Source organism: Myroides sp. TSA_177.3 (assembly GCF_052691955.1).
The window spans coordinates 107,437-132,420 of sequence record NZ_JBQZGD010000005.1 but is presented as its reverse complement, the minus strand read 5'-3'; the positions used below and the strand labels follow the sequence as shown (position 1 = coordinate 132,420).

Here is a 24,984-nt window from a genome sequence, read left to right as displayed (position 1 = left end):
GATTGAAGAAGTGACAAAATAATAAACAATGATGAAAATAGGAATAATAATAGTTAGCCTTTTGTTATGTACAGGAATGGTGTATTCTCAAGGTCGTATTTCTGGTAAAGTACTCGATCAACTAGAAGCGCCTCTGCGTTTTGTGAGTGTTGTTCTATATAATGCTGAGACAGATGAATTAGTTACAGGAACAATTAGTGATGATACTGGGAATTTTTCATTTTCGAATATTAGTTTAGGAAGTTATTTCCTCGACGTCTCGTTTATTGGTTTTAAAACTCAAAAATCTTCATTATTCTATCTTACTTATGAGCAGTCCAATGTAAATTTGAACTTTGTTTTGGAGGAAAATATTGAATTGTTGAATGAGGTAGTTATTACTAGTCGTCGACCAGTAATTCAGCAAACAGCTGAGAAATTAATCATTAATTTAGAACAATCGCAGATGATAAGCTCAAATTTGCAAGATGTGCTTAAAAAGGTTCCTGGAATTATTGTTATTAATGGAAATGTTACTTATGGAGGACAGCAAGGAGTGAAGATTTTAATCAATGGAAAAACAACAGACTATATGGATATCTCATCCTTATTACGCGACTTTCCAGCCGATAATATTGCTAAAGTAGAATTGATTCAGCAACCTGGAGCTGAATTCGATGCAGATGGTTCAGGTCCTTTAATTAATATTATTCTAAAAAAAAATGTTAGCCTTGGAACTAATGGAAGTGTAAAACTTAACGCAGGGTATGATAATAGACCAGAATATGGGCTAAGTAGTTCCATTGCTAGCTATAAAAACAAACTTAACTGGCAATTAGATGCTGGATACAAAAAATCGGCATGGAGAGAGGATTTATTTATTAAGAGAAATATAAATAACCAAATATATGATCAGGCTACTATTGAACCCTATAGCCCAAAAACGATTAGATTTAACGGGGGAATAGATTATTATATTACGGAACAACACGTAATTGGTGTTGGAGCAAGATTAATTGACACAGAGTCTGATAGAATAGCCTCAAATAGTACCTACATTATTAAAGGAGATGTATCCGAAAATCTATTTACGGATAATAGCTTTGAACGTAATAGTAAAACTGTTAATCTGAATCCATATTATAAGTTTGAGGATGAAAAAAATCAATTGATTTTAGATTTTGATTATGTGAATTACAACAACGATAATATTAATACTATTTACAAAATTAAAGAAAGTGATGTCTCATACAATGATCAACGCTATTTTCAAGATGGAAAATATAAAATAATAACGTATAAGGGAGATTATAAGCGTTCTGTAAATGATGGTTTTAACTGGATGTTTGGAAGTAAATATTCTAAAGTTTCAACTGATAATGATTTAGAATCTTTTGAACATACTGCTACTGGAGAATTTGGGTTAGATCCCAATCAAAGTAATCGTTTTTTAATAAGCGAAGACATAGTTGCATTATATTTTAAAGTGTTTAAAAAATGTAAAACTTGGTCTTTTTCAGGGGGATTACGTTGGGAACATAGCGATACGAAAGGGACATCTTCAAATCCATATGAAGTAAAAAATAGAGTTGTCTCTAAGTTATTTCCTAGTGTGAGCATTGACAGAAGTATTAATGAACAGTTTGGAATAAATTTATCCTATAGTTATCGAATTTTGAGACCTTCCTATAATTCTTTAAATTCTTTTGTATTTTATTATGATCCCTATACTTTTGAAAAAGGGAATCCAAATTTAAAACCTGAATTCACAAATAGCTTCCAGTTCAACTTAACTTTTGAGCGTAAGCCCTTTTTCAGCATAGCTTACAATAATACAAATGATGCTTTGTTTGAATTAGTTTCACAGAATGATCTTACAGCCCAAACTTCAAGATCTATTATTAATCTTTCTAAACGAGAAAATTGGAATTTCAGAGTTTTTGCTCCTGTAAAATTTGGCAATAGATTAGATGGTTACAGTGGAATAATAGTAAATTATAATAAGTATAAATCAAGTGTATTAAGTCCTAAACTAGATCTAGATAAATGGAGTTTAACATGGTATTCCAACATAGAATATCAACTTCCTTGGGATATTCATTCAGAATTAATAGGGTATTATACAACAGGAGGCCTTCAAGGACAGATTGAGCACGATTGGCTGGCAGGATTAAGTTTTGCTTTGGGAAAAAAGTTTATGAATGATAAATTCAAAGTAAATCTTGGAATTGAAGAAGTCTTAAATCGTAAATTTGAAGGACGAATTAGATATGCTAATATTAATGCAGATATCCAAAGTGATTGGTCCCGACAAAATGTATATCTTCAATTGACCTATAATTTTGGTTCAAATTTTAATAAGAAGAAAGAAACAAGAAGTGCATCTGAAGAGGAACAAGAAAGAATTAAGGAAAATAATTAAACTTGTAACTATTAGGCAATAGAAAATAACTGAGGCACTTTGCCAAAAACTGTGTAAGAATAGAATTTACAGAAACTGAACTCGATTCTTTCAAAACCGTTTCTGATATTGTTAATATAATAAAAAGAAAAATAAATGAATAACTCTTTTTATATCTTAGATTATATTCCACATTGTTATCCTTATCGTTTTATTGATTCTATTAGCGAGATAAGTAAATCACATGTTATAGGAAAATGTTTTTTATCAAGTGAATCATTTTTCTATAAAGGGCATTTTCCTCAGAGCCCCATTACACCTGGTTACATAATCACAGAAATAATGGCACAAATAGGTGTATTGGCATTAGGCATCTATTTAAATAAAGAAAACATACAGAAAATAAATGCTGCATTCCTAACAAGTACAAATGTCAAATTTTTTAATATCAGCTATCCCAATGATACAATAACAGTAAAATCAAAACTTATTTACTACAAACTAAATACAATTAAATGCAAAATAGAAGCCTACAATCAACATGAATTACTGTTATGTAAAGGTGTACTGACAGGAAAAATCAAGTAAGTATAAATGAAAAATAAAAATAAAGTTGACCTCTATCCTGCTTTATGGGTAATCGTTTGGGATGTTGCTATAACTGCTATATACCAACCGAAAGAATATTGGGAAGGTAATTTACGAATGGTTAATGAGGGAAATCCGATAGGGTATATTTGTATGACTACTAATCAATATGGCCTTTTCTATCTAGCCTTCATATGGCTTGTTGCTGTAGTACTCTTTGCTAAAATACTCCCCTACTCTCTTAGTAAAACCTTTTTATTATTTGTTTTTATCTCCCATAATATCGGGATAGTTAATTGGATGCTATTCAAAAATCATTTCGTATTCGCAATTCTATTTATATTACTAAATTCTTTATTCTTTGATAGAAAAGAAATTTGTTCAAATAGCAAAACAACTTTATTTAAAAATTAATCACCTAAAATAAATCCAGTTGTAATCTAAATGCTACTGATTCCTATTTTGTATTTTTCTTGTCTCTCTCTTCCCAAAATCTACGTGGTTGTTACCCTCAAAAAACGAATTAAATTATCTTACATACTCTCAGCACAGCTAACAATTCTTGATAGTCTTTGACATTAAATGCGACCATCATTTTAGATACCCTTTTTTGAATTGCGCTCCTACTCAACAAAATTTCATCACTTAACTGATAAATCCGATAACCCTGTGACAACAACGCAATGATACGCCTATTTTTTGAATCGAGTAATGTGTTATTTTTAATTATTGTTTGAATTGCTCCTTTTGCCAAAGGACTTAAATAAGGCAAGGTATATTTATTGGATTCCACCAGATCTAACATCAACTCTTTCGTTAAGTCTGATTGAACAATTAAAGCATCTGTCTCCATTGTTTTATACATTGTATACAACGCAAGTGCTTTTTCACTTTCTGATAGCAAGATAATCTTACAATATGGAATATTTCTTTTGATTACTAAAACACAATCAGAAACTGATACTAGCTTATTTTCAGAAACTCCAACAAGGTCATATGTAATAATGGCTAGGTCGAGATCTAATATTGTTTCAAAAAGAGTAAAAAAATCTTCACAATTTGTTGTATTTAAAAAAGTATGCTTCTTCTTTCCAAGGATAGAAATATATCCTTCCACTACCATAAGGTTACTTTCAATTATCAATATTTTCATTTTTATATTCAAAATAGAATAAAAAAACAACAAAAAACAACAATTTAACAATTTTAATAAATAAAGATTAAAAAAACAAATATTTTACGGGATTAAGAAAAATAAAAAAACCAAAAAGTAAATTACTTTTTGGTTTTTTTATCTTATATCGTATGAAGTATTAAAACAACCCTTTCAACGCATCAATCGCGCCTCCTAGCCCTTCTTTTCCTCCAGTTAGGGAACCAAGCATATCTTTAATTCCTCCTCCATTTCCATCGCTCAAACCACCGATTAAATCAGTCAGTTGAAATCCACTTTCTCCTCCTTGTACTTTAGAAACGATCATTTCAATTACAGACGGAATCACCGTGCCTGCAAAATTTGATGCAACGCCTTCTGGCAATCCTATTTTTTCTGTCAAACCAGAAACTAAGTTTCCAATCATTCCCGACACCATTGGATTTGATGTTAAATTACTAACACCTCCGCTCAAAAGATCAGTTAATCCACTGATATTACCACTGCTAATGCTGTCTTTGAATCCGTTGATAATACTATCCCCTGTTTCTTTTGTAACAGCCGAAGTTAAGTCGTTTGAAATCGCAGAACCGCTGATTTCTTTCGCGCTTACTTGCTCAATTAATTTTGTAATTTGCTCTACCATAGTTTTTATTATTTCAAATAAAACTAAGCAATTAATTCAACAAATCTTTTATTTTAACAGTTATTTCAGACCAAACAGCATGCTGACTTTCATGAGTTGCTGTTGCGATATTCGGTGACAGTGAAAAAGCAGGTTGCATCAAGACTTGAATCACAGGATGTGGCTCTTCTTCGAATCGATCTAACCCGGCAAAAAGGATGGTTTCCTTGTTTACCTCATCAACTAAATCAACTTCATTAATAGCCTCTGGATAAGCACAATTGATTACACCTATGAGGTTCTCCGCTTTTTCAAACGACTCTTTATTCACGATATAGCGCTGAAAGTATTTTGTATGAACAGAGATAAAATGCGCTTGTTCAAGTAACTCCTCCATAGCTATGGATTCCATCGCTACAGGAAACACAATCCCATTAGGTAGTTCAAACTCTGTTTTGATTTTCGGTGTAGAATTGTCCGTATAAACAACATGCATACCCAATCCCAGTGCTTTTTGTGCTAAAAACTGTCCTGCTAGGTTCATCCCTATAATTCCCAAGGTTTTTCCTGACACCTCAATACCGGAGCTATACGATTGTTGTAATGATTTAAACATCGTATCCCCTTCCAAGGGCATATTTCGATTTGCTTCTTGTAGTAACCTTGTCCCACTAAATAAGTGAGCCAACACCATTTCTGCCGTTGCATTCGCCAACGATTCTTCTGCCCAGATTACAGTAATTCCATTACTCTTGATATGATCAATAAGTTCTAAATTCACTACAACCCCTGCGAAAACAATGGCTTTTAAATGTTTTAATTCGTCAATCATCGTTTTGTTCAACAACGTACCTTGCTGTACTAACAAAACCTCAATGTCATTTTTTTTTGTGTAAGCTACAAGTTGTTCATGCGCTACACGTACTTCTTTTATTTCAAATCCTAACGATTCTAATGCTTGTTTATTATTTTCTGGTATACCATCATTGGCTAATACTCTCATTGTATTCTAATTTAGTAAGTTAGACTAAGGTCTTCATCTGGTGCAATACTGCAGTTAGTGTCTCTACACTTGAAAGAGATACAGCATTATACAAAGATGCACGGTATCCACCTACCGAACGATGCCCCTTAATATTGGTAATCTGAGCTTCCGTACACAGTTGGTCAAATATAGCATTCAGTTGTTCATCCTTGAACGTAAATGTAACATTCATCTTCGATCGATCTTCTATTGCTGCTGTTCCAGACACAAAATCTAGTTCATCCAACGTTTGATATAACAACGCTGCTTTTTTATTGTTGATGGCTTCAATAGCTGCAACTCCTCCTTGTTGTTTCAGCCATCTCAGGTTTAACAAACACGTATAAACGGCAAATACATTGGCTGTATGATATAAACTATCTTTAGCAATATGTTCTTGGTAATCCAGCATTTGTGGAATGACTCTCTTAGTTTTTCCGAGAATTTCCTCTTTGGTAATAATCAAACTAACACCTGCTGAACCAATATTTTTCTGTGCTCCTGCGTAGATTAAATCAATCTGATCGTAAGCAAATTCGCGTGAATAAATATCTGAGCTCATATCACAGACTAGCGGTGCATTCGTCTGTGGGAGGTAATTAAACTGTGTTCCATGGATTGTATTATTCGAAGTAAAATGAAGGTAATCTACCGCCTCTTCTACTCGTACCTCTTTTGGAATATAGGAAAAATGTTGATCTTCAGAACTCGCTACTACCTTCACTTCTCCAAGCATTTGTGCTTGTTCAATTGCTTTACTAGACCAAGTACCTGTATTAATATAAGCTGCTTTTTGTTGCATTAAATTATAGGGAATACGCAAAAACTCCATGCTTGCTCCTCCTTGTAAGAATAAAGCGACATACCCTTTCTTGTCCAATCCCAATAACTCTAAACTCAAATGCCTCGCTTCTTCCAATGCAGCAATAAATTCTTTACTGCGATGTGAAATAGAGAGAATAGACATTCCTGTATTTTCGAAATTGAGAACAGCCTGAGCCGCTTGTTCATATACCGTTTGAGGCAACAAACTAGGTCCTGCACAAAAGTTATGTACTGCTTTCATATCTTTATAATTTTAGTAAAAATTCAAGCGTATCCACTTGATCTGCGTAATCCCAAAGCTGTGGATGTTGCGTTTGTCCAAATGCAATGCTATCCTCTGTTAATTCATTGGATACGATGCACTGTATTTTATCCTCATCCTTACGCAATCGTTCAACTACTTCATCAATAGCATCATAATACTCATAATAGATCGAAGAAATTGGTGAAGCATACGAAGCATCTTCTTTTATGGTCAAGAATCCATTGTCTAATAGCTTGAACTCACTCATTAGGAAAACAGCTTTATTATAATCGTAATTATTTGCGTAGCGCTCATATTCAATTACGTCTTTTTGTTCGTACATCCCTTGAAAAAACGCATCGAAGTTATAACCTCTAGGAACAAATAGTTTCGATACATTGCGACAACCTAATCCGTAAAACGTAAAAATATCTTTCCCTAATTCAACTAATTGTTCAGGTGTCTCTTCACCGGTAAGCAAAGCAACAGAATTTCTATTTTTGCGGATAACGTGTGGAACCGAATTAAAATAGTAATCAAAATAGCGAGCCGTATTATTGCTTCCTGTTGCAATTACAGCGTCAAATCCTTCCATTTTCCCCTCGATAAAAATCAGGCGATCTTGAAATTGTGGTTCAACGGTTTGCAAGTATTTCGCTAAGAAAGGTAAAAGTTTTTGATCGTTTGATGATAATTTGACCAAAGCGATATTTCCAGAAATCAAAACGGATAATAAATCGTGAAATCCTACTAATGGAATATTTCCGGCTAAGATTAGTCCTACCTTTTTTAGAGGTTCTCTTGAAAAATTATAGGCGGAGCACCATTGTGCAATATTTTCTTCCGTCAAGGCATCTGCCCAAGATTGCACGGCAAGAAGAACTTGTTCTTTTACAAACCATCCGTTATAATGTACAGATGTTTCAATTAAAGCTTCAAATGAGGAGAAAAAAGCATCATTATGTTCAACTTTTTCACTTTTTATAAATTCATTAGTAGCAAATTGTCTTAAAAAATCTCCTAACGCTACGAATGCTTTTTTTTTAGCTTCTAAATCCATATTGATTTGTTTCTGAAATGTTTTGGGTGTAAATTTGTAGCAAAGTTAATACATATAAAACAAAATATAAGCTATGGCAATCATTATAACTGACGAATGCATAAATTGCGGTGCTTGTGAACCTGAGTGCCCAAACAATGCGATATACGAGGGAGCTGACGATTGGAGATATAAAGATGGTACAGCCTTAAGAGGAACTGTTGTTCTACCTGACGGTACAGAAGTTGACGCAGATGCTGCGCAAGATCCTGTTTCGGATGAGTTCTACTACATCGTTCCTTCTAAATGTACGGAATGTAAAGGTTTCCACGAAGAGCCACAATGTGCAGCAGTTTGTCCAGTTGATTGTTGTATTCCAGACGACAATCACGTGGAAAGTGAAGAAACACTTTTAAACAGACAATCTTTCTTACACAATCATTAAGACAGAAGAAATCACAGCAATATGCTGAGATATTTCATAACGAAAAAGAGATTTGGGCCCTTTCCAAATCTCTTTTTTTTATTCGTTTATTTATTTTTTACTCGGTGTTAGTACAAAATAGATTACATAAATCCACCCTAACAATCCGTGAATAATAGCCCAAAGCACAGACTTATTCCGTGACCAAGAGGCTACAATTGCAATAATAGTTCCTAATCCAACACCTCCTAAAATTCCTGCATTTCCACCAGAACTGGCGAAAGCTTGTGTCCCTACTAATAAGAAAAACACAAGTAACAATAGATACTTTTTCATCGGTTTTGTTTTTTTAATTTGCTTTAAATTAATTATTTACAATTAAAAAACAAAGAAAAATCTTAAAAAAGAAGTAGAACAGAACCTAGTTTTATTTTTGATGTTGATTGATACTCTTGTAAATTTCCACTGTTTTCATCACCGTATACGCTTGCATTTTATGCTGTAAATAAAGAGCATGACTAGACGAATTATCCCCAACTTTCAACTTTCTTCTTCCTTGATCTACCCACGTATAATAATACGGTTGATTATTTTCAATTGCAACAGCTCCTTTATCATCTGCAATAAAGTTATAATCATTCAATGCAAAACGATGTTCTACTGCTGGATCAAAGAGATCATCTCCCGTATAAAAATAGGAAGCATCAGACAGTGCTAAATTGAAAATAGTTGGAAAAATATCTTTGTGTGAAGCCAATACATTGGCATCAAAAAAGGCAGGTTTATACTTTTCAGGAATATACATCAAGATGGGTACACTTCTTTTCAAAAAGCCTTCCTCTGGTGTATACTCAAAAACTTGACGAATATTATGATCCCCAGAAGCTACAATAATCGTATTCTCCCCTAAAGGAGAATTGCGAATTTCTTTAATGAAACGAGCCAATTCTGAAGCTGCATATTGATGTGAATAAAAATTAGCATAGGCTGTTTCCTCATCTACTCTAATTTTTTTCTTCATCTCTTCACTCATCGTAATCTTTTGCTTTTGGTAGTAAGCTGGCACTTCAAAAGGAGTATGATTACTAATGGTCAATCCAAAAATGAATTTAGGTGTTTTTGATTCTTTCAAGGTAGCTTGGATATAATCAAAGAGATAGCCATCGTGAACCCCCCAGGCAAATTCTTCTGCATCTGGGAATTTCTCTTCAATGAAATTTTTCCCTTGTATTACATCAAACTTTTGATTCTTAATCATATTATCAATATTTCTCCACGAAATACTAGCACCTGTTAAAAAGTAAGTTTCATATCCACTCTGCTTGAAAGGCAAAGCAATTGAACTAGCAAAAGGAGTATCAAAATAAACGGATTGAGAAATAATCGTTTTTGGAGTACCCAAAATAAAATCTTCCAAGGTTTGAATTGTCCCATTATAAGCAGATAAGCTGTTTTTAAAATAGTAGAGATTTGGCAATTCTTTACTTAAATCTCCAAGTAAATTTAAAGTTTCGCTATTCAAATCAAAGTAGTGATTACTCATACTTTCCATTTGTAGAAACACAACATTTGGTGGATTTTGAGCTAAGAATTCCTTGTGTTTCGTTTTCGTAAACAACTCTTGGTTAAACAAAGGCTGTTCGCTTTCTCCGATATAACCGCGTTGCACTTCCTCGACACTAGCAAAACCATTAGCTTGTAATTCACGTTCAATATCCGGGTTGATGGCATTGTCTTTTCGTTCTGAATTAGCAAATTTCAAAGAATATAAAGCATTATAACACAACGAATTGACAAATTCATTTTTGGAAATATTCGTATGCTCTCTTCGCAAAGTAAATACCCCTACACTTCCCCTCATTCCGATAAAGAATAAAGGAAAAATCAATAGTCCAATCACGCCATAAATTTTCGCACGAGATTGTGCAGGTTTCACCACTTTGCGCTTCACATATTTACTCCAATATAGCCAAGCAATCACGGCAACTGCATAAACCAATGCGATATAAAATAGTGGATAATCCGTCCAAACGGAAGTTAATACTGCAGCTGTATCATCATTAAAAATTCCGAAGAACAATAGGTTGATATGGGATTGGAAAAACTGATAAAAGAAGTAATCTATGATAATTAGCGTCAAAAAGACAACAGTTACAAATAACAAATAATAGCGAGCAAAAGTCGCATAGGTTTTACTAAAACCTAGTTCATACTTCTTGGGTATAAACAGCGAACTCAACCAAAAAAGCACAAGCGGTAAAAAACCATAACAGATGGCAGATACATCAAAGCGAGCTCCTACCATAAACGCCTCTGCAATCTTTCCTTTTTCATGCTCAAAAACTTCTGAAGTACCGTAACTGATTAGAAATACCAATCGTCCAAGTGCGAATAATAAAACAAAAAATAAAAAATATCGCAATCCATTCAGGACTGTTTTTCGAAAAAGGTTAAGATTCATAGGTTATTTTTCAAATACTAAGTGCACAAAAGTAAGGATTTAATAACAGTTCTATAATCTATTTCACAAGAAATAGCGATACTATACTTGAGTTACATGCTCTTTATATTGTAAAAATCACTTTCTATCCGTACACCTAAGCCCTGCTTTTTGTTCATTTTAGCGCTCTTCAAACCATCTATTCAAAAGAGAAGGCGAAAAATAACTATAATTAGGGATTTCGCATTCCGCGAAATTGGGTGAATTTTGACTTAAGTAAGATGAAGTAAAAATTGCGCTGAAAAAAAACTATATTATTACTTACAATTTTGTTCTGAATCGCTCTTAGTTTACTAGGAGCGATTTTTTGTTTTTTTATGCTACCTTAGAAAAATAGGATTACTCCTCTTTTCGATAACCTTGCAAAAAAATAAAAGGTGTAAAATTCCCCTATAATTAGGGATAAGCGCGCCTAACAATTTAAAGTAATTTTATACTCATTAAAAAAATAGAGCAATGACACTAGAAGAATATAAACAAAGATACAACGAAGAAGACGCTGTGGGATGGGATTGCATTACCGCCTCATTAGAACAATTATATGGAGAGCAAGAACCTCAACATTTTGGCAATCTGTTGCCTTTCTCCTTGGGAGGAGATAATCCGTTAGATGGGTTAAGTGTTTACCAAAGTACAAAACAAGAAGATCACTTTCACTTGGTGAGCTATGGTTTTTCTAATTTGTATTATGATGAAGAAAAAATAGATGCAGAATACAGTGGTTTTGGTTTTGAATTGACCTTTCGCTTTAAACAACAGGGCGATGACAACATCCATTGGGCGATGAACTTGATGCAGAATCTCGCTAAATACGTTTTTGATTCAGGTAAATGGTTTGAAGAATTTCACTTCATCCCTACCAATAGTCCAATCCGATTAGAATATGACACCGATTTAGTTGGTATCGCATTTGTCCAAGATCCGGAATTAGGTTTCATCGATACCCCACACGGACGTGTAGATTTTTTACAAATGGTTGGGATTACACAAAAAGAATTGGATCTATTATGGGAGAATCCTAAATTATCCGAAACAGAGAAATTAATTACCAACTTACGTCAAAACAATCCACTATTAATTACAGATTTAGATCGAAAATAAAAATAACAGCATGAAATTGTTTTGCCTTTCTTTCTTTTTCTTGGCACTTATTGGATGTAGTTCTACTCCTTTGACGCTTACGCCTACGCAATATACGTACAGTGGAAAAGAGCGAACAAAAGACCTCGACAAAGAAAACCCAAAGTTAGAACCTACTATTACCCTAAGAGAGATTAAACAATCTTTTTGGGGACGTAAAGCCATTATAGATGTTCAAGGTTGGTATAGCTCTTCTGGGCTTCATGCCAGAAGATTAAACCGCATTCAAATGCTAGAGGAAATGGAAGAAGATCAATTAACCCTAACCTTTTATGTAGCACCAAAAGGAGGCCTCGGAAAGGAAGCTAATTTAATCTATGGGTATAATTATCGACAAGTAGTTGAGATTAAAATTCCAGCTGAAATCAAACAGTTGCATTTTAAATTAATTGAACAAAACTTAACACACAAAGAAGTTTTAAGTTTTAAAGCAACAGTACCTTTAACGGATACAGCCTCTTAAGCAAAAGAAAAGCACAAATTTAGATGGGTCAATACGCATAAACATGGATAAAAATACCTTACTTCAGGATATACAAAGAAAAGCTACTCAATTTACAACAGGAGGATTCCGCCCTGCCAACACAAGAGAAGAAAGTTGGATTGGTCGAGTATTTATTTATAAAACGGAAGAAGAACTCCCTCTGGATAGTGATGGGAAAACGATGATTCCCTTGGCTCAATTTTATTTACCTGCTTTACCTTTTGTTCCTGAGCCTCTGCAAGGCATCGAATATATCACCGTCTTTCTATCCACTCAATTTCCCGATCCGTTTGAGCCCATGGGTGACCGTTGGATAATTCGAACCTATACAGCTACAGATGAAATCATAGAAAAGGAATTTCCATTTGATACAATCTATATTAAAGCTTTTCCCTTACAGCCAAGTCTTATCGAACAAGACTGCCCTTTATGGGATGGTGGTGGACTAACTATCGAACAAGAAGATGCCTTTTTAGCCTTAGAAGAGGAAGGAGTCATTGAAGGTTATTACGAAGAAACCACTCATTCTTATTTACATAAAATCGGAGGTTGGCCTTCTTTTTGTCAATCTGGTGTTGATTTTGAGGAAGGATATTCTTTCGTTTTTCAACTTTCAACAGATGCAAAAGCAAATCTCAATGTCGTGGATAATGGTTCTTTTTTGTTTGCTTTCAATCCTAGTATACAACATTGGCAATTGTATTATGATTTCTATTAATTTAACAAATAAGCGAATTAAATTAAATAAAATATAAAAAAATACTGTTTTTTCTTCTTTTTTTTACTATCTTCACCCGAATATAACGAATTCCATATGAAGCCTTATCTAGCCCGATTAAACTATTCTTTATTAGCCTATTTTTTTGCTGCCTGTACAGGGATATTACTCTTTTTTTATAACAATGCGGATAACCGATATATGTATATCTTACTATCCTTAGCTTTTATATTTATACTAACAGCCAGTTGTTTTAATGCGTTAACCTTCAAACGCTACCGTACCGTGTTATGGCCTTTTTTACTCAATATGCTTTTACTCTTCGTTTTCATTATTGCCAATGGAGGGATAGCAAATGTTCCTTTTTTTGGTTCTAATAATGCAGCTTTAACGATATTTTTTCTCTTAATGGGTTTTAATTCTCATTGGTATATGTTAGTAGAAGCAACAACAGTATCTGACTTTAATTTCCTATTAATCAATACAACAATTTCATTTATTATTCCAAGTCTCGGTTATGGTATTGGGTATTTATATGTTTCTAAATTCAGACAAAACGCTACAACGCCTTGTTCAGATTCAAACTAAAAACAACGCAAACCCAACTTCTCTTTTTTAATTCTAAAATCAGGCTCCTTACTTTTAAAAAGTAGTGGCACGTCTATTAATACCCTAAACAATTGAATACATTGGTTCGATTATTTCCCGATTATGAGGATGTGTTTTTTGATGAAATTGAAAAACACAGCACTTATTTTTTACCTCTTTGCTCTTTCAATTTACAACTCCTAGATCCTCGTTTAGACCAATGGTTGCATTTTGTTTCGGTCAAAGAAATCTATGATGGCTGTATCGGTCAAAATACTACCTCCTATCATCGTAATTTTACGCAACTAGATAGTATTGGGTTTGATATCATTGATGGAAAATATAAATTTGATGGAGATTGGAATTTTTTCTCTCAGCATCGTCTCATTGAAGCGAATGAATATGATCAGCATTTTACAACTGAAGAAATTGAATTCGCCATGAATGATGCTATGTACGCTTTAAAAAAAGCTTATTACCAAAAACAAGGAACATTATATGACCGTGATCAATACAGACCTGGGTTAGAAGTTAATGATATTCGAAGACTAGAGCGTTTGCGTAAATTAACAGCAGAAGACTTGGAACAAGATACACCTTGCAATTATGCAAAAGAAAGAATAGAGCAAAAAATAGCAGGTATTTTTGAAGAGTTGAATACGGCTCAATTACCACTAGATCAATGTACATTTGATGGAACAGATTTACTACAAATCCCCACTTATCAAGGCAAAATTCTTGATTATTTAGGTTATATCGAAGGCTATGATTTTCAATTACATGCCGCGGACGCTATCGCTTTATTCTATCAAAAAGACATACAAAAAGCAGTGATCTGTTTTACCTATTCTTAATACTTCATTTGATTTTTTGAATTTAAACTTATGCAAGAAAAATATATCGAATGCACTACACATGGTCGACAAGCCATGGCTTTATTGTGTACGCATTTAGCTCATAGTTTACACCATCGCACACCTGTCGGGTTCTTTGAATATGATACAGGAGATACAGGAAGACCTGACGCTTGGTGCAACACCTGTGAAGAGGCATGGAACCACACCCAAACTGAAGCAGATCGAGACCAATGGTTCATCGACTGTCAGCATAAATTGGTTTGTGTTTCCTGTTGGGATGAAGCCAAAAACTTAAATAAAAGTGCTTCCATCATCACATTCAATCTCTTGACTTTAGAGGAAATACAAACGATACTTGAACACGAGGAACATGCAAAACAAAATTTCCCTTCTGTTGTTTCATTCCCATTTCCTACCTTATATAAAGATTTAGTTACCGCTATTCCTACAGTATCTATATCCTCTGAAACTATTTTATATGGTTCAGTAGAAGCCACCCTTGAAAACAAAGAAAGTGATCATCCCTCCTATTGGATATTTGCTGGAGTTGGACAGGGAGATCGTTGGCTACTGGATGAAAAAGGGCAAGTCTTTTTTGGCGATCACGATGTGAGTCCCATGCAATTACACCCCTTGGATATTGACTTTCAACAATGGCTACAATTGGCTTTTTTAATACAACAGTTGGATGATTGGTGCGATGCTGCCTATGACATCAAGCAAATTGAAATTGCTTTCACTCATGCCCTAAATCAGATTCATCCCAAACTCCCAGCCAATTATCCTTTTGAAGTTGAATAACATTAAAAACAAATTATTTTATGAATAAGCCGCTATCATTCCTTGCTGTTGCTAGTTTTTTAATCCTTGCAAGTTGTCAAGATAAAAAAGAAGAACAGACAGCACCCGAAGTTGCTCTTGTTGAAGAAGAAGCAAATACTCCAGCAGAAAAACAACCTGATTTTGTTTTATCTCCAGATCATCAAACCAATAGCATTATACTGGATATTGACGGAGATGGTCAACCCGATCACATTGAAATTGTAAAATCAACCGTAGACGACCAATATGGAATCACTGTAAAAAGAGGTAACGGCGCATTTGATATTATAGGTCCATTAGTAGGCTCTACCCATCGTGCCTTACCTGAAGATATGGAAGATTTAATTTGGGCTCAAGATGTATATGTCGCAGATAAGCATACGGTTATTTATGAAGTAACAGATGAAAATGGCGATTTGCGTTCGGAAGAAGATGTTCCTGAAGACGAAAAGACAACACTTCCTTATGAAAGTTTACACTTAAGTGTACCTGAAAGCTGCGGAAGTGGATTATTATATTGGTTAGATGGCACCTATTATTGGCATCAAACCAGTTAAAGAAAAAAAGCGCTATTCGATGGAATAGCGCTTTTTTTTTATCCTTTATAACGTTCAAAAGATTGCCAATATTTATCTTTATAAATCGCATAGTTTACAGCAAAATCTTGTTTATACTGTTCTTTCATTCGATCAATAACCCTTGCTGGTTCTCTAAAATCTTTACAACTAAAGAAGATATCTCGATTGCCATCTACTGTTTCTCTTCCTATGTTTAAATACCCTTGATCATCTGGTAGAATTTCAATCAATTCATCTTCAAATTGATTTAGCAATTGATAAGTAGCCTCATCAGGAAAACCATTGTGATTGGCTTTAAAAGCGATTTCTACACGAACAATCCAAGGGTGAGAAGCCTTAGCATCCCAATCTAAAAGTGTTCTATTAATCATTGCGATTAAAGGCATGCCGTTTTCTAACGTAGCTTCTAATCCCACATAAGCATCATTATCCGTATTATAGCGCGTCCCTTCATATTTCTCAATGAACTCTTTCTCTCGCCACACCAAGTAATCCTTGAGTTTTAAAATGGAAATCAATTCTCCTTCTGCTTGATCAGGTCCTACAACTTTCAGGCTATCAATAGCCGTAATCGCGTTTAATTCTCCTAAGAAGTTATCCAAAAAGATATAAATTCCATTTGCAATAACGGATTTATCGCTTTCTACGAAATCGTCATAAACAAGAACTAAATCGACCTCATCTGGATATTGAGGATGTTCGATTGCATAGAAATTAATTTTCTCTTTTGAAAATTCGTAGTTATTCATTCGAATATTAAATCGATTAATATCCGCCACAGGCTTTAATGCCGTAAACTTCCAATTGGGTAATTGTGGGGCTGCTTGTACGAGGTCTTCAATAAAAGCAACATTTTTCACCATCCCATCTGGTGTAAAGATTAATTCCGCTACTTCATCATTCATCATTCCAGCAAGAAAATAGACCCCTTCTCTTAATTCTTGTAATTTAGGAGCTAGACGATCAAAGAATTGCTCTTCAATAGCATCACGCCCTTGAACCACTTTAAAAAACGTTTGTTCATTTTCCTGAAACCAGTGCCAAAAATCGGCGATGGTGTGAATAGGGTTTTCTTTTTTAGCAAAAATATTTTTTAGTATACTCATGTATATAGTATTAAGACTCCCTGATTATTTTTAGCAATCAAGATATTGTTATGATTCAATTTTAGTTTGTATTGCTTGAAGCCATACTTGTGGTTCGTTAACAACAAATTTAAATTTCATTTTCCCTTTCGTTTGAATGATTATTCCATAATCAAACCAACCCAAAAAACGATAAACACGAACCTCTTCTACCGCTTTCCAATCAACCATCCACTGATTTTCAACAAAATTCTTTGTTTTAGGTTCAAAGATCAATTGTTTATCTGTGGCATATAATACCCCTATATGAGAAAGTGTCTTTATGGCTTGATAAGCAACTCCATAAAAGGCAACTGACTCTAGATTTTCTTTTGAAAAGGTAACTTTCTGCTTTCGCTGCAACAGTTTAAAACAAATTAAATACCAACAAATGGTAAAAATGAGCGCGCGAAAAACAAAAGGAACTACCTGTATATCTTCTCCAAGCAAGAAATAAAAACAACTAAGAATCAAGCTATACACAAATCCAGCACAAAGGCTAAAATAGAATTGGTACTTAAATTTTATCTGTACTGTTTCTCCTCCTATTTTCATATGAATACGGTCGATTTATAAAGATACCAAAAATATCATCGTTGCAAAATACTCTTAGTTCTGTTTCTTCATTTTAGCCTTAATAAATTCGAAAATAATAGGTAAAATGGAAATAAAAATAATAAGTAAGGCTATTTTTGAGAAGTTATTTTTAACGATAGGTAAATTTCCTAAGAAGTATCCTGCCAAAGTTAATCCCACTACCCAAACAATACCGCCAATTACATTATATGTCATGAATATTCTATAACGCATGTTTCCCACTCCAGCAACAAAAGGAGCCAAGGTGCGAACAATAGGAATAAATCGCGCAATCACAATCGTGCGTTCTCCATATTTTTCATAGAAAGCATGGGTTTTATCTAAGTGTTCTTGTTTAATTACCTGCTTGCCAAATAAGCGAATATTGGTCATGCTCATCCCTACTTTTCTTCCGATATAGTAGTTGAGTGAATCACCAGAAATGGCGGCAATCAAAAGCAAGACAATAGCCACAGTAATATCTAATTCTGACGATTGAGCCACAAGCATTCCCGTAGCAAAAAGCAAAGAATCACCAGGTAGAAAAGGCATAATTACTAAGCCTGTTTCCACAAAAATGATCAAAAATAAAATGGCGTAAATCCAAGCCCCGTAGTTCTCGATTAGCGTGTGTAAGTACTGGTCAATGTGAAAGATAAAATCTAGTAACTCCATGTTTTCTTTAAAGTGAGTATAAAATTGAACAATTTAGTTTGTCTCACAAAGATGTAAAGATTATTCTAATTAGAAAGAAAAAAATTGCGTATTTACCTCTTCTATATTTTGATTCCTTTTAATTGATTATTCACTTAACAATCAAGGTAATGCTAAAATAAAATCACTTAAAATAGTATAAAATTCAATCATATATCTAAATAAACTCAGCCTTTAATTTGAGACATGATAAAAAAATCACTTTCTTTATTTCTGTAACACGCTTGTTTTTCAGCACAATGGAGAAAAAAAGTATAGAAACTACTTGCACTGTCCTACAACTTAATGTTTTTATAGCATCTAATCTTCATTCCTATCCTATCCCTTTTTTGATCTAAATTGTCTATCTTCGAAATTTCAATAAAATACTACTTATGTCTCCATTCATCTGGCAATTATTCATCCTCAGCCTACTTGTTTTTATCCTATATAGTTTATATCACGTAGCCCAATCTAACAATACTTGGGATCGAAAAATAATTTATTGTGTACTAATTTTAGTATTCCCTTTATTCGGCAGTTTCGTTTATTTCTTTATGAATCGAACAACAGCCAAGAATAATCAGTAGTTCTAAGACTAAATCGCTATTTTTTCAATATCCATGTGTTTGATTAAAAAAAATTAAATATTTTTATATATTCAATAGCAGATTAAATCGAAACTATTATGCTGTCATACTTGCTGGTACATACAACCCTAGGAACACACCTTGCTTCATTGCAGACCATTACGGTCATGTTGCATCTCTGCTTCTGGGTTGCCTTTTTGATTATTTTCTTGCGCTTCTGCCGAGATTATTTCATTTACAAGCACCGTTTTCAGCAAGCATTCCAAAGACGAAAAGCACCTTTACTCGTATTAGCTATCGTATATGCGGTAACCATGATTGCCATTTACTTTTTATGGTAAAGAGAAATAAGAGGAGAAATCAGGCTATTTTTTAATTTACGATTATCACTGCTTTTATAGAAAAGAAACGAAAAACAGCTATACAAAAAAAAGGAAGGCTTATAAGCCTTCCTTTTTTTGTATTATTATGTGAGATTCTGTCAGTTTACTTCTTGTAAAATGGGTAAAAGCTTTTTTGTAGTTTTGCTTTTTGCCCGTTATTAGATTTTCGTATACTAGAAAATACTACTGTAAACCGTTCACCGTAAACTGCCCACAGTAAACCAATTAATCTTCTTCCTCTTCGTCGTCGTAGAAATCAAGCCATTCTACATCCTCGGCCATCGTTTTATCCACAAACATATCTAACGCCTCTACATAGTCTTTACCAAAGTAAATACGTTGTGTTTTTCCAATACTTTCAGATAATCGATACAAACGCGGTTCGTGTCTGTTTCTCAATTGTTGATCTATATCGTCAATAATATACATTTTCAATTGATTCACATCGAATCCAGCACCGCTAAACATTAAGTTTAATCGCTCTGCTGTTCCAATCAAAATATCGTTTCCTAATGACATTTGATTCTTGTCATCATCTAAATCGGTATAATCGTGAACCCCATATACTCGGATATTCATTTTATCGCCAATGCGATCAAACTCTTCCATTAGGCGTTCCACTTCAAATTTATCTTTTACAACAATCAATACACGTGTAGAGATCATATCATCCACAGGTGCTTCTGCGCGTTGTAAAGCAGCAATAATTAATGCTGTCGTTTTTCCTTCTTCTTTAGGTGCAATCAAGACAAAATCCTGTCCGCTTTTAATACGGCCAAAAGTAGATTTTTGTAATATAGTTGGTTCTTCAAATCCTAATTGACTTAAATTGTTCTGTAGAACCGGGTGTATTTTTTTTAATTTCATATTATTTTGTAGCAAATAGCTTTACGTCTTCTAATGTTACTTCGTTTCCTCCTAAGATAATCAGTCGTTCAATGACATTGCGCAACTCTCGTATATTTCCACTCCAATCATATTGCTGTAATAGCGCTATGGCCTCCGCAGTAAATTTCTTAGGCGTTGTTCCTTGCTCTGCCGCAATTTGTTTGACAAAGTGTTCCAGCAGCAAAGGTATGTCATCTCTGCGGTCATTCAAAGCAGGTACTTTGATTAAAATAACCGCTAGGCGATGATATAAATCTTCTCTAAAGCGTCCTTCTTCAATTTCCTTGCGCAAATCTTTGTTGGTCGCAGCTAATACGCGGACATCTATTTTTTGATCTTTCTCTGCTCCAACGCGTGTAATTACGTTTTCTTGTAAAGCGCGTAATACCTTTGCTTGAGCAGGCAAGCTCATATCGCCAATTTCATCCAAGAAAATGGTTCCCTTATCCGCTAGTTCAAACTTTCCAGGTCGATCCTTAACTGCTGAAGTAAAAGCGCCTTTCACGTGACCAAATAGTTCACTTTCGATTAATTCTGCCGGAATAGCCGCACAATTCACCTCAATCAACGGTTTTATGGATCGTGGGCTTTGCGCGTGAATCTGATGCGCCACTAATTCCTTTCCTGTTCCATTAGGTCCAGTAATTAATACACGAGCTTCAGTAGGTGCTACTTTCTCTATCATCGCTGTAATCTGCTCAATAGATTCGCTTTTTCCTATAATCTCGTATTTCTTGGAAACTTTTTTCTTTAAAATGGTATTTTCAACAACCAAATGACTCTTATCTAACGCATTGCGAACCGTAGTCAAAAGGCGATTCAAATCTGGTGGTTTTGAGATATAATCGAAAGCCCCTAATTTCATTGTATTGATAGCTGTCTCCAAATCACCATGTCCTGAAATCATCACGAAAACAATCTCTGGTTTGATTTTTTTAGCTTCTACCAAAAGTTCATCCCCACTCATTTTAGGCATTTTGATATCCGAGATAACCAAGTCGTAGTCTTCTTGGGTAATCATTTTCAATCCTTCTTCGCCATTCTCAGCAGTGTCTACTTTATAAGAGGGAGATTCATCTTCTAATATACGAGTTAGAACGCGGCGAATTGCTGCTTCATCCTCTACAATTAATATTCTAGATTCTTTACTCATAACCTTTTTATTTTAGCACCTAGGCTTAATATTTTAACCACTTATATAGTTCTTTCCATGATGGGCGTTTCCCATACATCAAGATACCAATTCGATATATTTTTGCCGCTAACCATACCGTCAAGATAAAAGTAGCAAATAATAATACGATAGATACAATAATTTGCCAAATAGGCACACCAAAAGGAATACGCATTAGCATTACAATTGGAGAAGTAAATGGAATCATTGAAAATACTGTAGCTACTGTTCCATGAGGATCTTTAATTACAGTAAAGAAACCAATATAAACCCCTAACATCAACGGTAACATTACAGGAAATAAGAATTGTTGTGTATCTGTTTCATTATCTACAGCAGCACCAATTGCCGCATACAAAGAGCTATATAAAAAGTACCCACCGATGAAGAAAATAATAAAATAAACAAACCAAGACAACAAAGGTAAACTCATAATCTCAGTTATGTAATTTTGGATATTACTCATCACACTTGGATCCATAGTCGTAGCCATTTGAGCCGCTTCCATATTAGCAGCACTTCCTGCATTTAATCCAAAAACGGAAGTAGCAACCAACATCAAAATTCCTCCTACAACGCCCCAAATTAAAAACTGTAATAACCCAGCCATAGAAGTACCAATGATTTTTCCCATCATCAATTGGAAAGGTTTCACAGAAGAGATAATCACTTCGATAATTCGATTGGTTTTTTCTTCAATCACAGAGCGCATCACCATATTTCCATAGATAATAATAAACATCATGATGCAGTATCCAAATAAAGATCCGATGAATATTTTAATCTCATTCAACCCTTTTACCGTTTGTTCTCCAGAAGCTTTTTCCAAATGAAGGTTTACTTCGGCTTGATTTTCCTTGATAATCTGCGGGTCAATTCCCTTCTCTATTAAATTTAAGCTAGAAACTTTATTTTCGATCGTCGATTCGATTTTACTGATAAATGCAATTCCTGGGCTTTCATTTGAAATATAGTAAATCGAATTTTCATAGGCCGTCATTTGCTCCTGTTTAGGAATGTACAACAAACCATCGTATTTTTCAGCTAAGACGCTGTCTTTTAAAATAGCAATAGGTACAGCGGATAAATTTTGATATTCATATTCTTCTGAATTCTCAAAATCCCCACTAAAGATGCCGCTTTCATCGTGAATAGCAATTACTTTAGTTGTCGATTTCATTGTACTTAAATACCCGATAAGTACAGCAATAGCTACGAAAAAAAGAGGAGCTAAAAAAGTCATGACAATAAAAGCTTTATTACGAGCTTTAGCGATAAATTCTCTTTTTATAATTAGTTTTAAAACACCCATACTTATTGACTTACAGTTTGAATAAAAATATCATTTGCCGTTGGTAATTTTTCGACGAAATGCGTTACTTGTCCATTATTTGATAAAATATGCAACAGCTCATTTGGCATTGCTTCTCCCAAATCAATCTCCAATTGCAATTCATCATTTAGAGATTTGAACGACGTAGGTTGAACAGTAAATTTCTGAGATAATTCAAACATTAATCGGTGTACATCGCTAGATAGGATTCCCACTTGGTATAAATTGGTACGAAAATCGCGTTTCACATCTACTAGGCGTCCTTCGATCAGCTTATTCGATTTGTGAATCAAGGCAATATAATCGCACATTTCTTCCACACTTTCCATGCGGTGCGTTGAAAAGATAATCGTTGCTCCTTTTTCTTTAAGTTCTAGAATTTCGTCTTTAATGATATTGGCATTCACCGGGTCAAAACCAGAAAACGGTTCATCAAAAATCAGCAATTTAGGTTTGTGTAAAACCGTTACCACAAATTGGATTTTCTGTGCCATTCCTTTTGAAAGCTCTTGAATCTTTTTATCCCACCATCCTTTGATGTCCAATTTATCAAACCAATAGTCCAATTGTTCTTTGGCTTCCACTTTACTCAATCCTTTTAATTGAGCTAAGTAAAGGGCTTGTTCTCCCACTTTCATGGTTTTATACAATCCTCTTTCCTCTGGCATATAACCAATATCTTTAATATGATGGGGGCTTAGCGCCTGCCCATCGAGGATGATTTGCCCTTGATCAGGATATGTGATTTGATTTATAATTCGGATTAGGGATGTTTTTCCAGCCCCATTAGGACCTAATAAACCGTAGATAGATCCTTTCGGCACGGTTAGAGAAACATTATTTAAAGCTATTTTATCAGAATATCTTTTTTCTACATTCTTAACTTCTAAGATAGGTTGCATCAATCGATCTTTTATATTTCTTGTAAAAATAAATCATTTATTTCAACTTGCGAAGAACAAGGTATATTTTGATTGCGAATAGGCATAAAAAAACCCAACCTTATATTGCTATAAGGTTGGGAAAAATTGCTATGAAAAAGAAAATCCACTGTTTAATAAGTGTGCATCAAATGTATGACTTCTTTTCTAATTATGAAAACATTTCTTTGACTTTTTCAAAAAAAGATTTATCTCCCTTGCCAGGAGTAGGTTTGAAGTTGCCATCTTCTTGCATTTTCTCGAAAAATTCCTTTTGTTCTTTTGTCAGTTTTTTAGGTGTCCACACGTTGATATGAACGAGTAAATCACCACTGCCATAACTATTTAAATGCGGCAATCCTTTTCCTCTTAGGCGAAGTATTTTTCCAGATTGGATTCCTTCTTCTAATTTGATGCGCACATTTCCTGTTACGGTATAAATTTCTTTACTTCCTCCTAATGCAGCTTCAGAAAAGCTGATATAAAGGTCATAATGTAGGTTATCCCCTTCTCTTTTTAGCGTCTCGTGTTCTAATTCTTCCACAACCACCAATAAATCTCCTGCTACGCTGTTGTTTCCAGGTGCTTCATTTCCTTTACCTGCAACTTTCAATTGCATGCCTTCTGCTACACCTGCAGGGATTTTAATTGATACGGTTTCTTCTTGTTGAATCATTCCTTCTGCATCTGATCCTGCTGGCTTTTGATCAATCATTTGACCTGTTCCCTGACATGTATGACAAGGAGATGCCGTTTGCATACGACCAAATACAGTATTCGCGATTTTTGTTACTTGTCCTGTTCCATTACAAGTAGCACACGTTTTATAGGTAACACCTGCCGCTTTTATTTTGCGTTTTACTTTTACTTTCTTTTCTACGCCATTAGCAATATCTTCTAAAGTAAGTTTCACTTTAATGCGTAGACTCGTTCCTTTGGCTCTACGTTGGCCTCCGCCAAATCCACCGAAACCACCAAAACCTCCGCCACCAAAAGCACTTCCGAAAATATCTCCAAACTGACTGAAGATGTCGTCCATGTTCATATGACCACCGCCATATCCACCGCCACCTTCAAAAGCAGCATGTCCATATTGATCGTAACGCGCTTTTTTGTCAGCATCACTCAATACTTCATACGCCTCTGCAGCTTCTTTGAATTTTTCTTCCGCTTCTTTATCTCCCGGATTCTTATCAGGGTGAAATTCAATCGCTTTCTTGCGGTATGCCTTCTTTATAGCAGCAGCATCTGCTCCTTTATCAATACCTAATATTTCGTAATAATCTTTCTTCATTTGGATTCTGAGTTTCTATT

The 24,984-nt window shown here is 34.5% G+C and carries 28 protein-coding genes; 13 read left to right on the top strand and 15 right to left on the bottom strand.

Translation table 11 applies throughout. The annotated features are described in order from the left end of the window. The first annotated feature begins 28 nt into the window (after nt 1–28). From ACUTSE_RS07185 to ACUTSE_RS07175, 3 genes are all read left to right on the top strand, one after another. Nucleotides 29–2,401 (top strand): outer membrane beta-barrel protein, encoded by a 2,373-nt coding sequence (locus tag ACUTSE_RS07185; RefSeq protein WP_445639709.1) that lies wholly within the window; start codon nt 29–31, stop codon nt 2,399–2,401. A gap of 135 nt (nt 2,402–2,536) precedes the next feature. Beyond that, on the top strand, nt 2,537–2,968 hold the full coding sequence (locus ACUTSE_RS07180; RefSeq protein ID WP_002986726.1) for a 3-hydroxyacyl-ACP dehydratase FabZ family protein: 432 nt from the start codon (nt 2,537–2,539) through the stop codon (nt 2,966–2,968). Nucleotides 2,969–2,974: 6 nt separating this feature from the next. Beyond that, nucleotides 2,975–3,382, top strand: a complete 408-nt coding sequence (locus ACUTSE_RS07175) for a hypothetical protein (protein WP_445639708.1) — start codon at nt 2,975–2,977, stop codon at nt 3,380–3,382. A gap of 109 nt (nt 3,383–3,491) precedes the next feature. On the opposite strand, the gene ACUTSE_RS07170 is transcribed toward ACUTSE_RS07175, so the two are convergent. From ACUTSE_RS07170 to ACUTSE_RS07150, 5 genes are all read right to left on the bottom strand, one after another. Further along, nucleotides 3,492–4,121: an AsnC family protein gene (locus ACUTSE_RS07170; RefSeq protein WP_445639707.1), complete on the bottom strand. Its 630-nt coding sequence runs from the start codon at nt 4,119–4,121 to the stop codon at nt 3,492–3,494. A 160-nt stretch (nt 4,122–4,281) separates the two neighbouring features. Next, nucleotides 4,282–4,767, bottom strand: a complete 486-nt coding sequence (locus ACUTSE_RS07165) for a hypothetical protein (protein ID WP_002986733.1) — start codon at nt 4,765–4,767, stop codon at nt 4,282–4,284. Between the two features lie 31 nt (nt 4,768–4,798). After that, a complete protein-coding gene (locus ACUTSE_RS07160) occupies nt 4,799–5,749 on the bottom strand; it encodes an NAD(P)-dependent oxidoreductase (protein WP_445639706.1) in 951 nt (316 codons plus the stop codon). A gap of 19 nt (nt 5,750–5,768) precedes the next feature. Further along, nucleotides 5,769–6,836 carry a 3-phosphoserine/phosphohydroxythreonine transaminase gene (serC, locus tag ACUTSE_RS07155; protein ID WP_445639705.1) on the bottom strand — a complete coding sequence of 356 codons (1,068 nt, stop codon included), beginning with the start codon at nt 6,834–6,836 and terminating at the stop codon, nt 5,769–5,771. 4 nt (nt 6,837–6,840) lie between these two features. Next, nucleotides 6,841–7,899: an acyl-CoA reductase gene (locus ACUTSE_RS07150; protein ID WP_445639704.1), complete on the bottom strand. Its 1,059-nt coding sequence runs from the start codon at nt 7,897–7,899 to the stop codon at nt 6,841–6,843. A gap of 73 nt (nt 7,900–7,972) precedes the next feature. Here ACUTSE_RS07150 and ACUTSE_RS07145 point away from each other — a divergent pair, with 73 nt between their 5' ends. Further along, nucleotides 7,973–8,323 carry a 4Fe-4S dicluster domain-containing protein gene (locus ACUTSE_RS07145; RefSeq protein ID WP_002986741.1) on the top strand — a complete coding sequence of 117 codons (351 nt, stop codon included), beginning with the start codon at nt 7,973–7,975 and terminating at the stop codon, nt 8,321–8,323. A 90-nt stretch (nt 8,324–8,413) separates the two neighbouring features. On the opposite strand, the gene ACUTSE_RS07140 is transcribed toward ACUTSE_RS07145, so the two are convergent. Then, nucleotides 8,414–8,638 carry a hypothetical protein gene (locus ACUTSE_RS07140; protein ID WP_002986743.1) on the bottom strand — a complete coding sequence of 75 codons (225 nt, stop codon included), beginning with the start codon at nt 8,636–8,638 and terminating at the stop codon, nt 8,414–8,416. Between the two features lie 91 nt (nt 8,639–8,729). Further along, a complete protein-coding gene (locus ACUTSE_RS07135; protein ID WP_445639703.1) occupies nt 8,730–10,763 on the bottom strand; it encodes an LTA synthase family protein in 2,034 nt (677 codons plus the stop codon). A gap of 495 nt (nt 10,764–11,258) precedes the next feature. On the opposite strand from ACUTSE_RS07135, the gene ACUTSE_RS07130 reads away from it, so the two are divergent. From ACUTSE_RS07130 to ACUTSE_RS07100, 7 genes are all read left to right on the top strand, one after another. Beyond that, nucleotides 11,259–11,903, top strand: coding sequence for a suppressor of fused domain protein (locus ACUTSE_RS07130; protein ID WP_445639702.1), 645 nt, complete (start codon nt 11,259–11,261; stop codon nt 11,901–11,903). 10 nt (nt 11,904–11,913) lie between these two features. After that, nucleotides 11,914–12,405, top strand: a complete 492-nt coding sequence (locus ACUTSE_RS07125) for a hypothetical protein (protein ID WP_445639701.1) — start codon at nt 11,914–11,916, stop codon at nt 12,403–12,405. Nucleotides 12,406–12,448: 43 nt separating this feature from the next. Continuing rightward, the gene (locus ACUTSE_RS07120) at nt 12,449–13,144 is read left to right on the top strand and encodes a DUF1963 domain-containing protein (RefSeq protein WP_445639700.1); all 696 of its coding nucleotides are present in this window, start codon (nt 12,449–12,451) and stop codon (nt 13,142–13,144) included. A gap of 96 nt (nt 13,145–13,240) precedes the next feature. Next, nucleotides 13,241–13,732, top strand: a complete 492-nt coding sequence (locus tag ACUTSE_RS07115; protein ID WP_445639699.1) for a hypothetical protein — start codon at nt 13,241–13,243, stop codon at nt 13,730–13,732. 92 nt (nt 13,733–13,824) lie between these two features. Next, nucleotides 13,825–14,586: a hypothetical protein gene (locus ACUTSE_RS07110; protein WP_445639698.1), complete on the top strand. Its 762-nt coding sequence runs from the start codon at nt 13,825–13,827 to the stop codon at nt 14,584–14,586. A 30-nt stretch (nt 14,587–14,616) separates the two neighbouring features. Further along, the gene (locus ACUTSE_RS07105; RefSeq protein ID WP_445639697.1) at nt 14,617–15,390 is read left to right on the top strand and encodes a hypothetical protein; all 774 of its coding nucleotides are present in this window, start codon (nt 14,617–14,619) and stop codon (nt 15,388–15,390) included. Nucleotides 15,391–15,410: 20 nt separating this feature from the next. Then, complete coding sequence (locus ACUTSE_RS07100; RefSeq protein WP_445639696.1) at nt 15,411–15,968, top strand: hypothetical protein; 558 nt, start codon at nt 15,411–15,413, stop codon at nt 15,966–15,968. A gap of 38 nt (nt 15,969–16,006) precedes the next feature. On the opposite strand, the gene ACUTSE_RS07095 is transcribed toward ACUTSE_RS07100, so the two are convergent. From ACUTSE_RS07095 to ACUTSE_RS07085, 3 genes are read right to left on the bottom strand one after another with little or no spacing between them, the layout of a single operon-like run. Continuing rightward, complete coding sequence (locus tag ACUTSE_RS07095) at nt 16,007–17,095, bottom strand: DUF695 domain-containing protein (protein WP_445639695.1); 1,089 nt, start codon at nt 17,093–17,095, stop codon at nt 16,007–16,009. Between the two features lie 48 nt (nt 17,096–17,143). Further along, nucleotides 17,144–17,668 (bottom strand): hypothetical protein, encoded by a 525-nt coding sequence (locus ACUTSE_RS07090; RefSeq protein ID WP_445639694.1) that lies wholly within the window; start codon nt 17,666–17,668, stop codon nt 17,144–17,146. Nucleotides 17,669–17,722: 54 nt separating this feature from the next. Then, nucleotides 17,723–18,364 (bottom strand): DedA family protein, encoded by a 642-nt coding sequence (locus ACUTSE_RS07085; RefSeq protein ID WP_445639693.1) that lies wholly within the window; start codon nt 18,362–18,364, stop codon nt 17,723–17,725. Between the two features lie 413 nt (nt 18,365–18,777). On the opposite strand from ACUTSE_RS07085, the gene ACUTSE_RS07080 reads away from it, so the two are divergent. Together ACUTSE_RS07080 and ACUTSE_RS07075 are read left to right on the top strand one after the other, a co-directional pair. After that, on the top strand, nt 18,778–18,972 hold the full coding sequence (locus tag ACUTSE_RS07080) for a PLDc N-terminal domain-containing protein (RefSeq protein ID WP_445639692.1): 195 nt from the start codon (nt 18,778–18,780) through the stop codon (nt 18,970–18,972). Between the two features lie 98 nt (nt 18,973–19,070). Next, complete coding sequence (locus ACUTSE_RS07075; RefSeq protein ID WP_002986770.1) at nt 19,071–19,313, top strand: hypothetical protein; 243 nt, start codon at nt 19,071–19,073, stop codon at nt 19,311–19,313. 267 nt (nt 19,314–19,580) lie between these two features. Here the strand turns inward: ACUTSE_RS07075 and ACUTSE_RS07070 are convergent, their stop codons facing one another. The 5 genes from ACUTSE_RS07070 to dnaJ all read right to left on the bottom strand — a co-directional run bounded on the left by ACUTSE_RS07070 (nt 19,581) and on the right by dnaJ (nt 24,964). Continuing rightward, nucleotides 19,581–20,222 carry a DEAD/DEAH box helicase gene (locus tag ACUTSE_RS07070; protein ID WP_445639691.1) on the bottom strand — a complete coding sequence of 214 codons (642 nt, stop codon included), beginning with the start codon at nt 20,220–20,222 and terminating at the stop codon, nt 19,581–19,583. Between the two features lies 1 nt (nt 20,223). Further along, nucleotides 20,224–21,396 carry a sigma-54-dependent transcriptional regulator gene (locus ACUTSE_RS07065; RefSeq protein ID WP_445639690.1) on the bottom strand — a complete coding sequence of 391 codons (1,173 nt, stop codon included), beginning with the start codon at nt 21,394–21,396 and terminating at the stop codon, nt 20,224–20,226. A gap of 25 nt (nt 21,397–21,421) precedes the next feature. Beyond that, nucleotides 21,422–22,729, bottom strand: coding sequence for an ABC transporter permease (locus ACUTSE_RS07060; protein ID WP_445639689.1), 1,308 nt, complete (start codon nt 22,727–22,729; stop codon nt 21,422–21,424). Nucleotides 22,730–22,731: 2 nt separating this feature from the next. After that, nucleotides 22,732–23,652, bottom strand: coding sequence for an ABC transporter ATP-binding protein (locus ACUTSE_RS07055; RefSeq protein WP_115091158.1), 921 nt, complete (start codon nt 23,650–23,652; stop codon nt 22,732–22,734). A gap of 190 nt (nt 23,653–23,842) precedes the next feature. Then, complete coding sequence (gene dnaJ / locus ACUTSE_RS07050; RefSeq protein WP_002986780.1) at nt 23,843–24,964, bottom strand: molecular chaperone DnaJ; 1,122 nt, start codon at nt 24,962–24,964, stop codon at nt 23,843–23,845. Nucleotides 24,965–24,984 lie beyond the last annotated feature (20 nt).

Excerpts from the sequence above, each read along its gene's own strand:
- ACUTSE_RS07185 (WP_445639709.1), top strand. The coding sequence starts at position 29 with ATGATGAAAATAGGAATAATAATAGTTAGCCTTTTGTTATGTACAGGA.
- ACUTSE_RS07180 (WP_002986726.1), top strand. The coding sequence starts at position 2,537 with ATGAATAACTCTTTTTATATCTTAGATTATATTCCACATTGTTATCCT.
- ACUTSE_RS07175 (WP_445639708.1), top strand. The coding sequence starts at position 2,975 with ATGAAAAATAAAAATAAAGTTGACCTCTATCCTGCTTTATGGGTAATC.
- ACUTSE_RS07170 (WP_445639707.1), bottom strand. The coding sequence starts at position 4,121 with ATGAAAATATTGATAATTGAAAGTAACCTTATGGTAGTGGAAGGATAT.
- ACUTSE_RS07165 (WP_002986733.1), bottom strand. The coding sequence starts at position 4,767 with ATGGTAGAGCAAATTACAAAATTAATTGAGCAAGTAAGCGCGAAAGAA.
- ACUTSE_RS07160 (WP_445639706.1), bottom strand. The coding sequence starts at position 5,749 with ATGAGAGTATTAGCCAATGATGGTATACCAGAAAATAATAAACAAGCA.
- serC (WP_445639705.1), bottom strand. The coding sequence starts at position 6,836 with ATGAAAGCAGTACATAACTTTTGTGCAGGACCTAGTTTGTTGCCTCAA.
- ACUTSE_RS07150 (WP_445639704.1), bottom strand. The coding sequence starts at position 7,899 with ATGGATTTAGAAGCTAAAAAAAAAGCATTCGTAGCGTTAGGAGATTTT.
- ACUTSE_RS07145 (WP_002986741.1), top strand. The coding sequence starts at position 7,973 with ATGGCAATCATTATAACTGACGAATGCATAAATTGCGGTGCTTGTGAA.
- ACUTSE_RS07140 (WP_002986743.1), bottom strand. The coding sequence starts at position 8,638 with ATGAAAAAGTATCTATTGTTACTTGTGTTTTTCTTATTAGTAGGGACA.
- ACUTSE_RS07135 (WP_445639703.1), bottom strand. The coding sequence starts at position 10,763 with ATGAATCTTAACCTTTTTCGAAAAACAGTCCTGAATGGATTGCGATAT.
- ACUTSE_RS07130 (WP_445639702.1), top strand. The coding sequence starts at position 11,259 with ATGACACTAGAAGAATATAAACAAAGATACAACGAAGAAGACGCTGTG.
- ACUTSE_RS07125 (WP_445639701.1), top strand. The coding sequence starts at position 11,914 with ATGAAATTGTTTTGCCTTTCTTTCTTTTTCTTGGCACTTATTGGATGT.
- ACUTSE_RS07120 (WP_445639700.1), top strand. The coding sequence starts at position 12,449 with ATGGATAAAAATACCTTACTTCAGGATATACAAAGAAAAGCTACTCAA.
- ACUTSE_RS07115 (WP_445639699.1), top strand. The coding sequence starts at position 13,241 with ATGAAGCCTTATCTAGCCCGATTAAACTATTCTTTATTAGCCTATTTT.
- ACUTSE_RS07105 (WP_445639697.1), top strand. The coding sequence starts at position 14,617 with ATGCAAGAAAAATATATCGAATGCACTACACATGGTCGACAAGCCATG.
- ACUTSE_RS07100 (WP_445639696.1), top strand. The coding sequence starts at position 15,411 with ATGAATAAGCCGCTATCATTCCTTGCTGTTGCTAGTTTTTTAATCCTT.
- ACUTSE_RS07095 (WP_445639695.1), bottom strand. The coding sequence starts at position 17,095 with ATGAGTATACTAAAAAATATTTTTGCTAAAAAAGAAAACCCTATTCAC.
- ACUTSE_RS07090 (WP_445639694.1), bottom strand. The coding sequence starts at position 17,668 with ATGAAAATAGGAGGAGAAACAGTACAGATAAAATTTAAGTACCAATTC.
- ACUTSE_RS07085 (WP_445639693.1), bottom strand. The coding sequence starts at position 18,364 with ATGGAGTTACTAGATTTTATCTTTCACATTGACCAGTACTTACACACG.
- ACUTSE_RS07080 (WP_445639692.1), top strand. The coding sequence starts at position 18,778 with ATGTCTCCATTCATCTGGCAATTATTCATCCTCAGCCTACTTGTTTTT.
- ACUTSE_RS07075 (WP_002986770.1), top strand. The coding sequence starts at position 19,071 with ATGCTGTCATACTTGCTGGTACATACAACCCTAGGAACACACCTTGCT.
- ACUTSE_RS07070 (WP_445639691.1), bottom strand. The coding sequence starts at position 20,222 with ATGAAATTAAAAAAAATACACCCGGTTCTACAGAACAATTTAAGTCAA.
- ACUTSE_RS07065 (WP_445639690.1), bottom strand. The coding sequence starts at position 21,396 with ATGAGTAAAGAATCTAGAATATTAATTGTAGAGGATGAAGCAGCAATT.
- ACUTSE_RS07060 (WP_445639689.1), bottom strand. The coding sequence starts at position 22,729 with ATGGGTGTTTTAAAACTAATTATAAAAAGAGAATTTATCGCTAAAGCT.
- ACUTSE_RS07055 (WP_115091158.1), bottom strand. The coding sequence starts at position 23,652 with ATGCAACCTATCTTAGAAGTTAAGAATGTAGAAAAAAGATATTCTGAT.
- dnaJ (WP_002986780.1), bottom strand. The coding sequence starts at position 24,964 with ATGAAGAAAGATTATTACGAAATATTAGGTATTGATAAAGGAGCAGAT.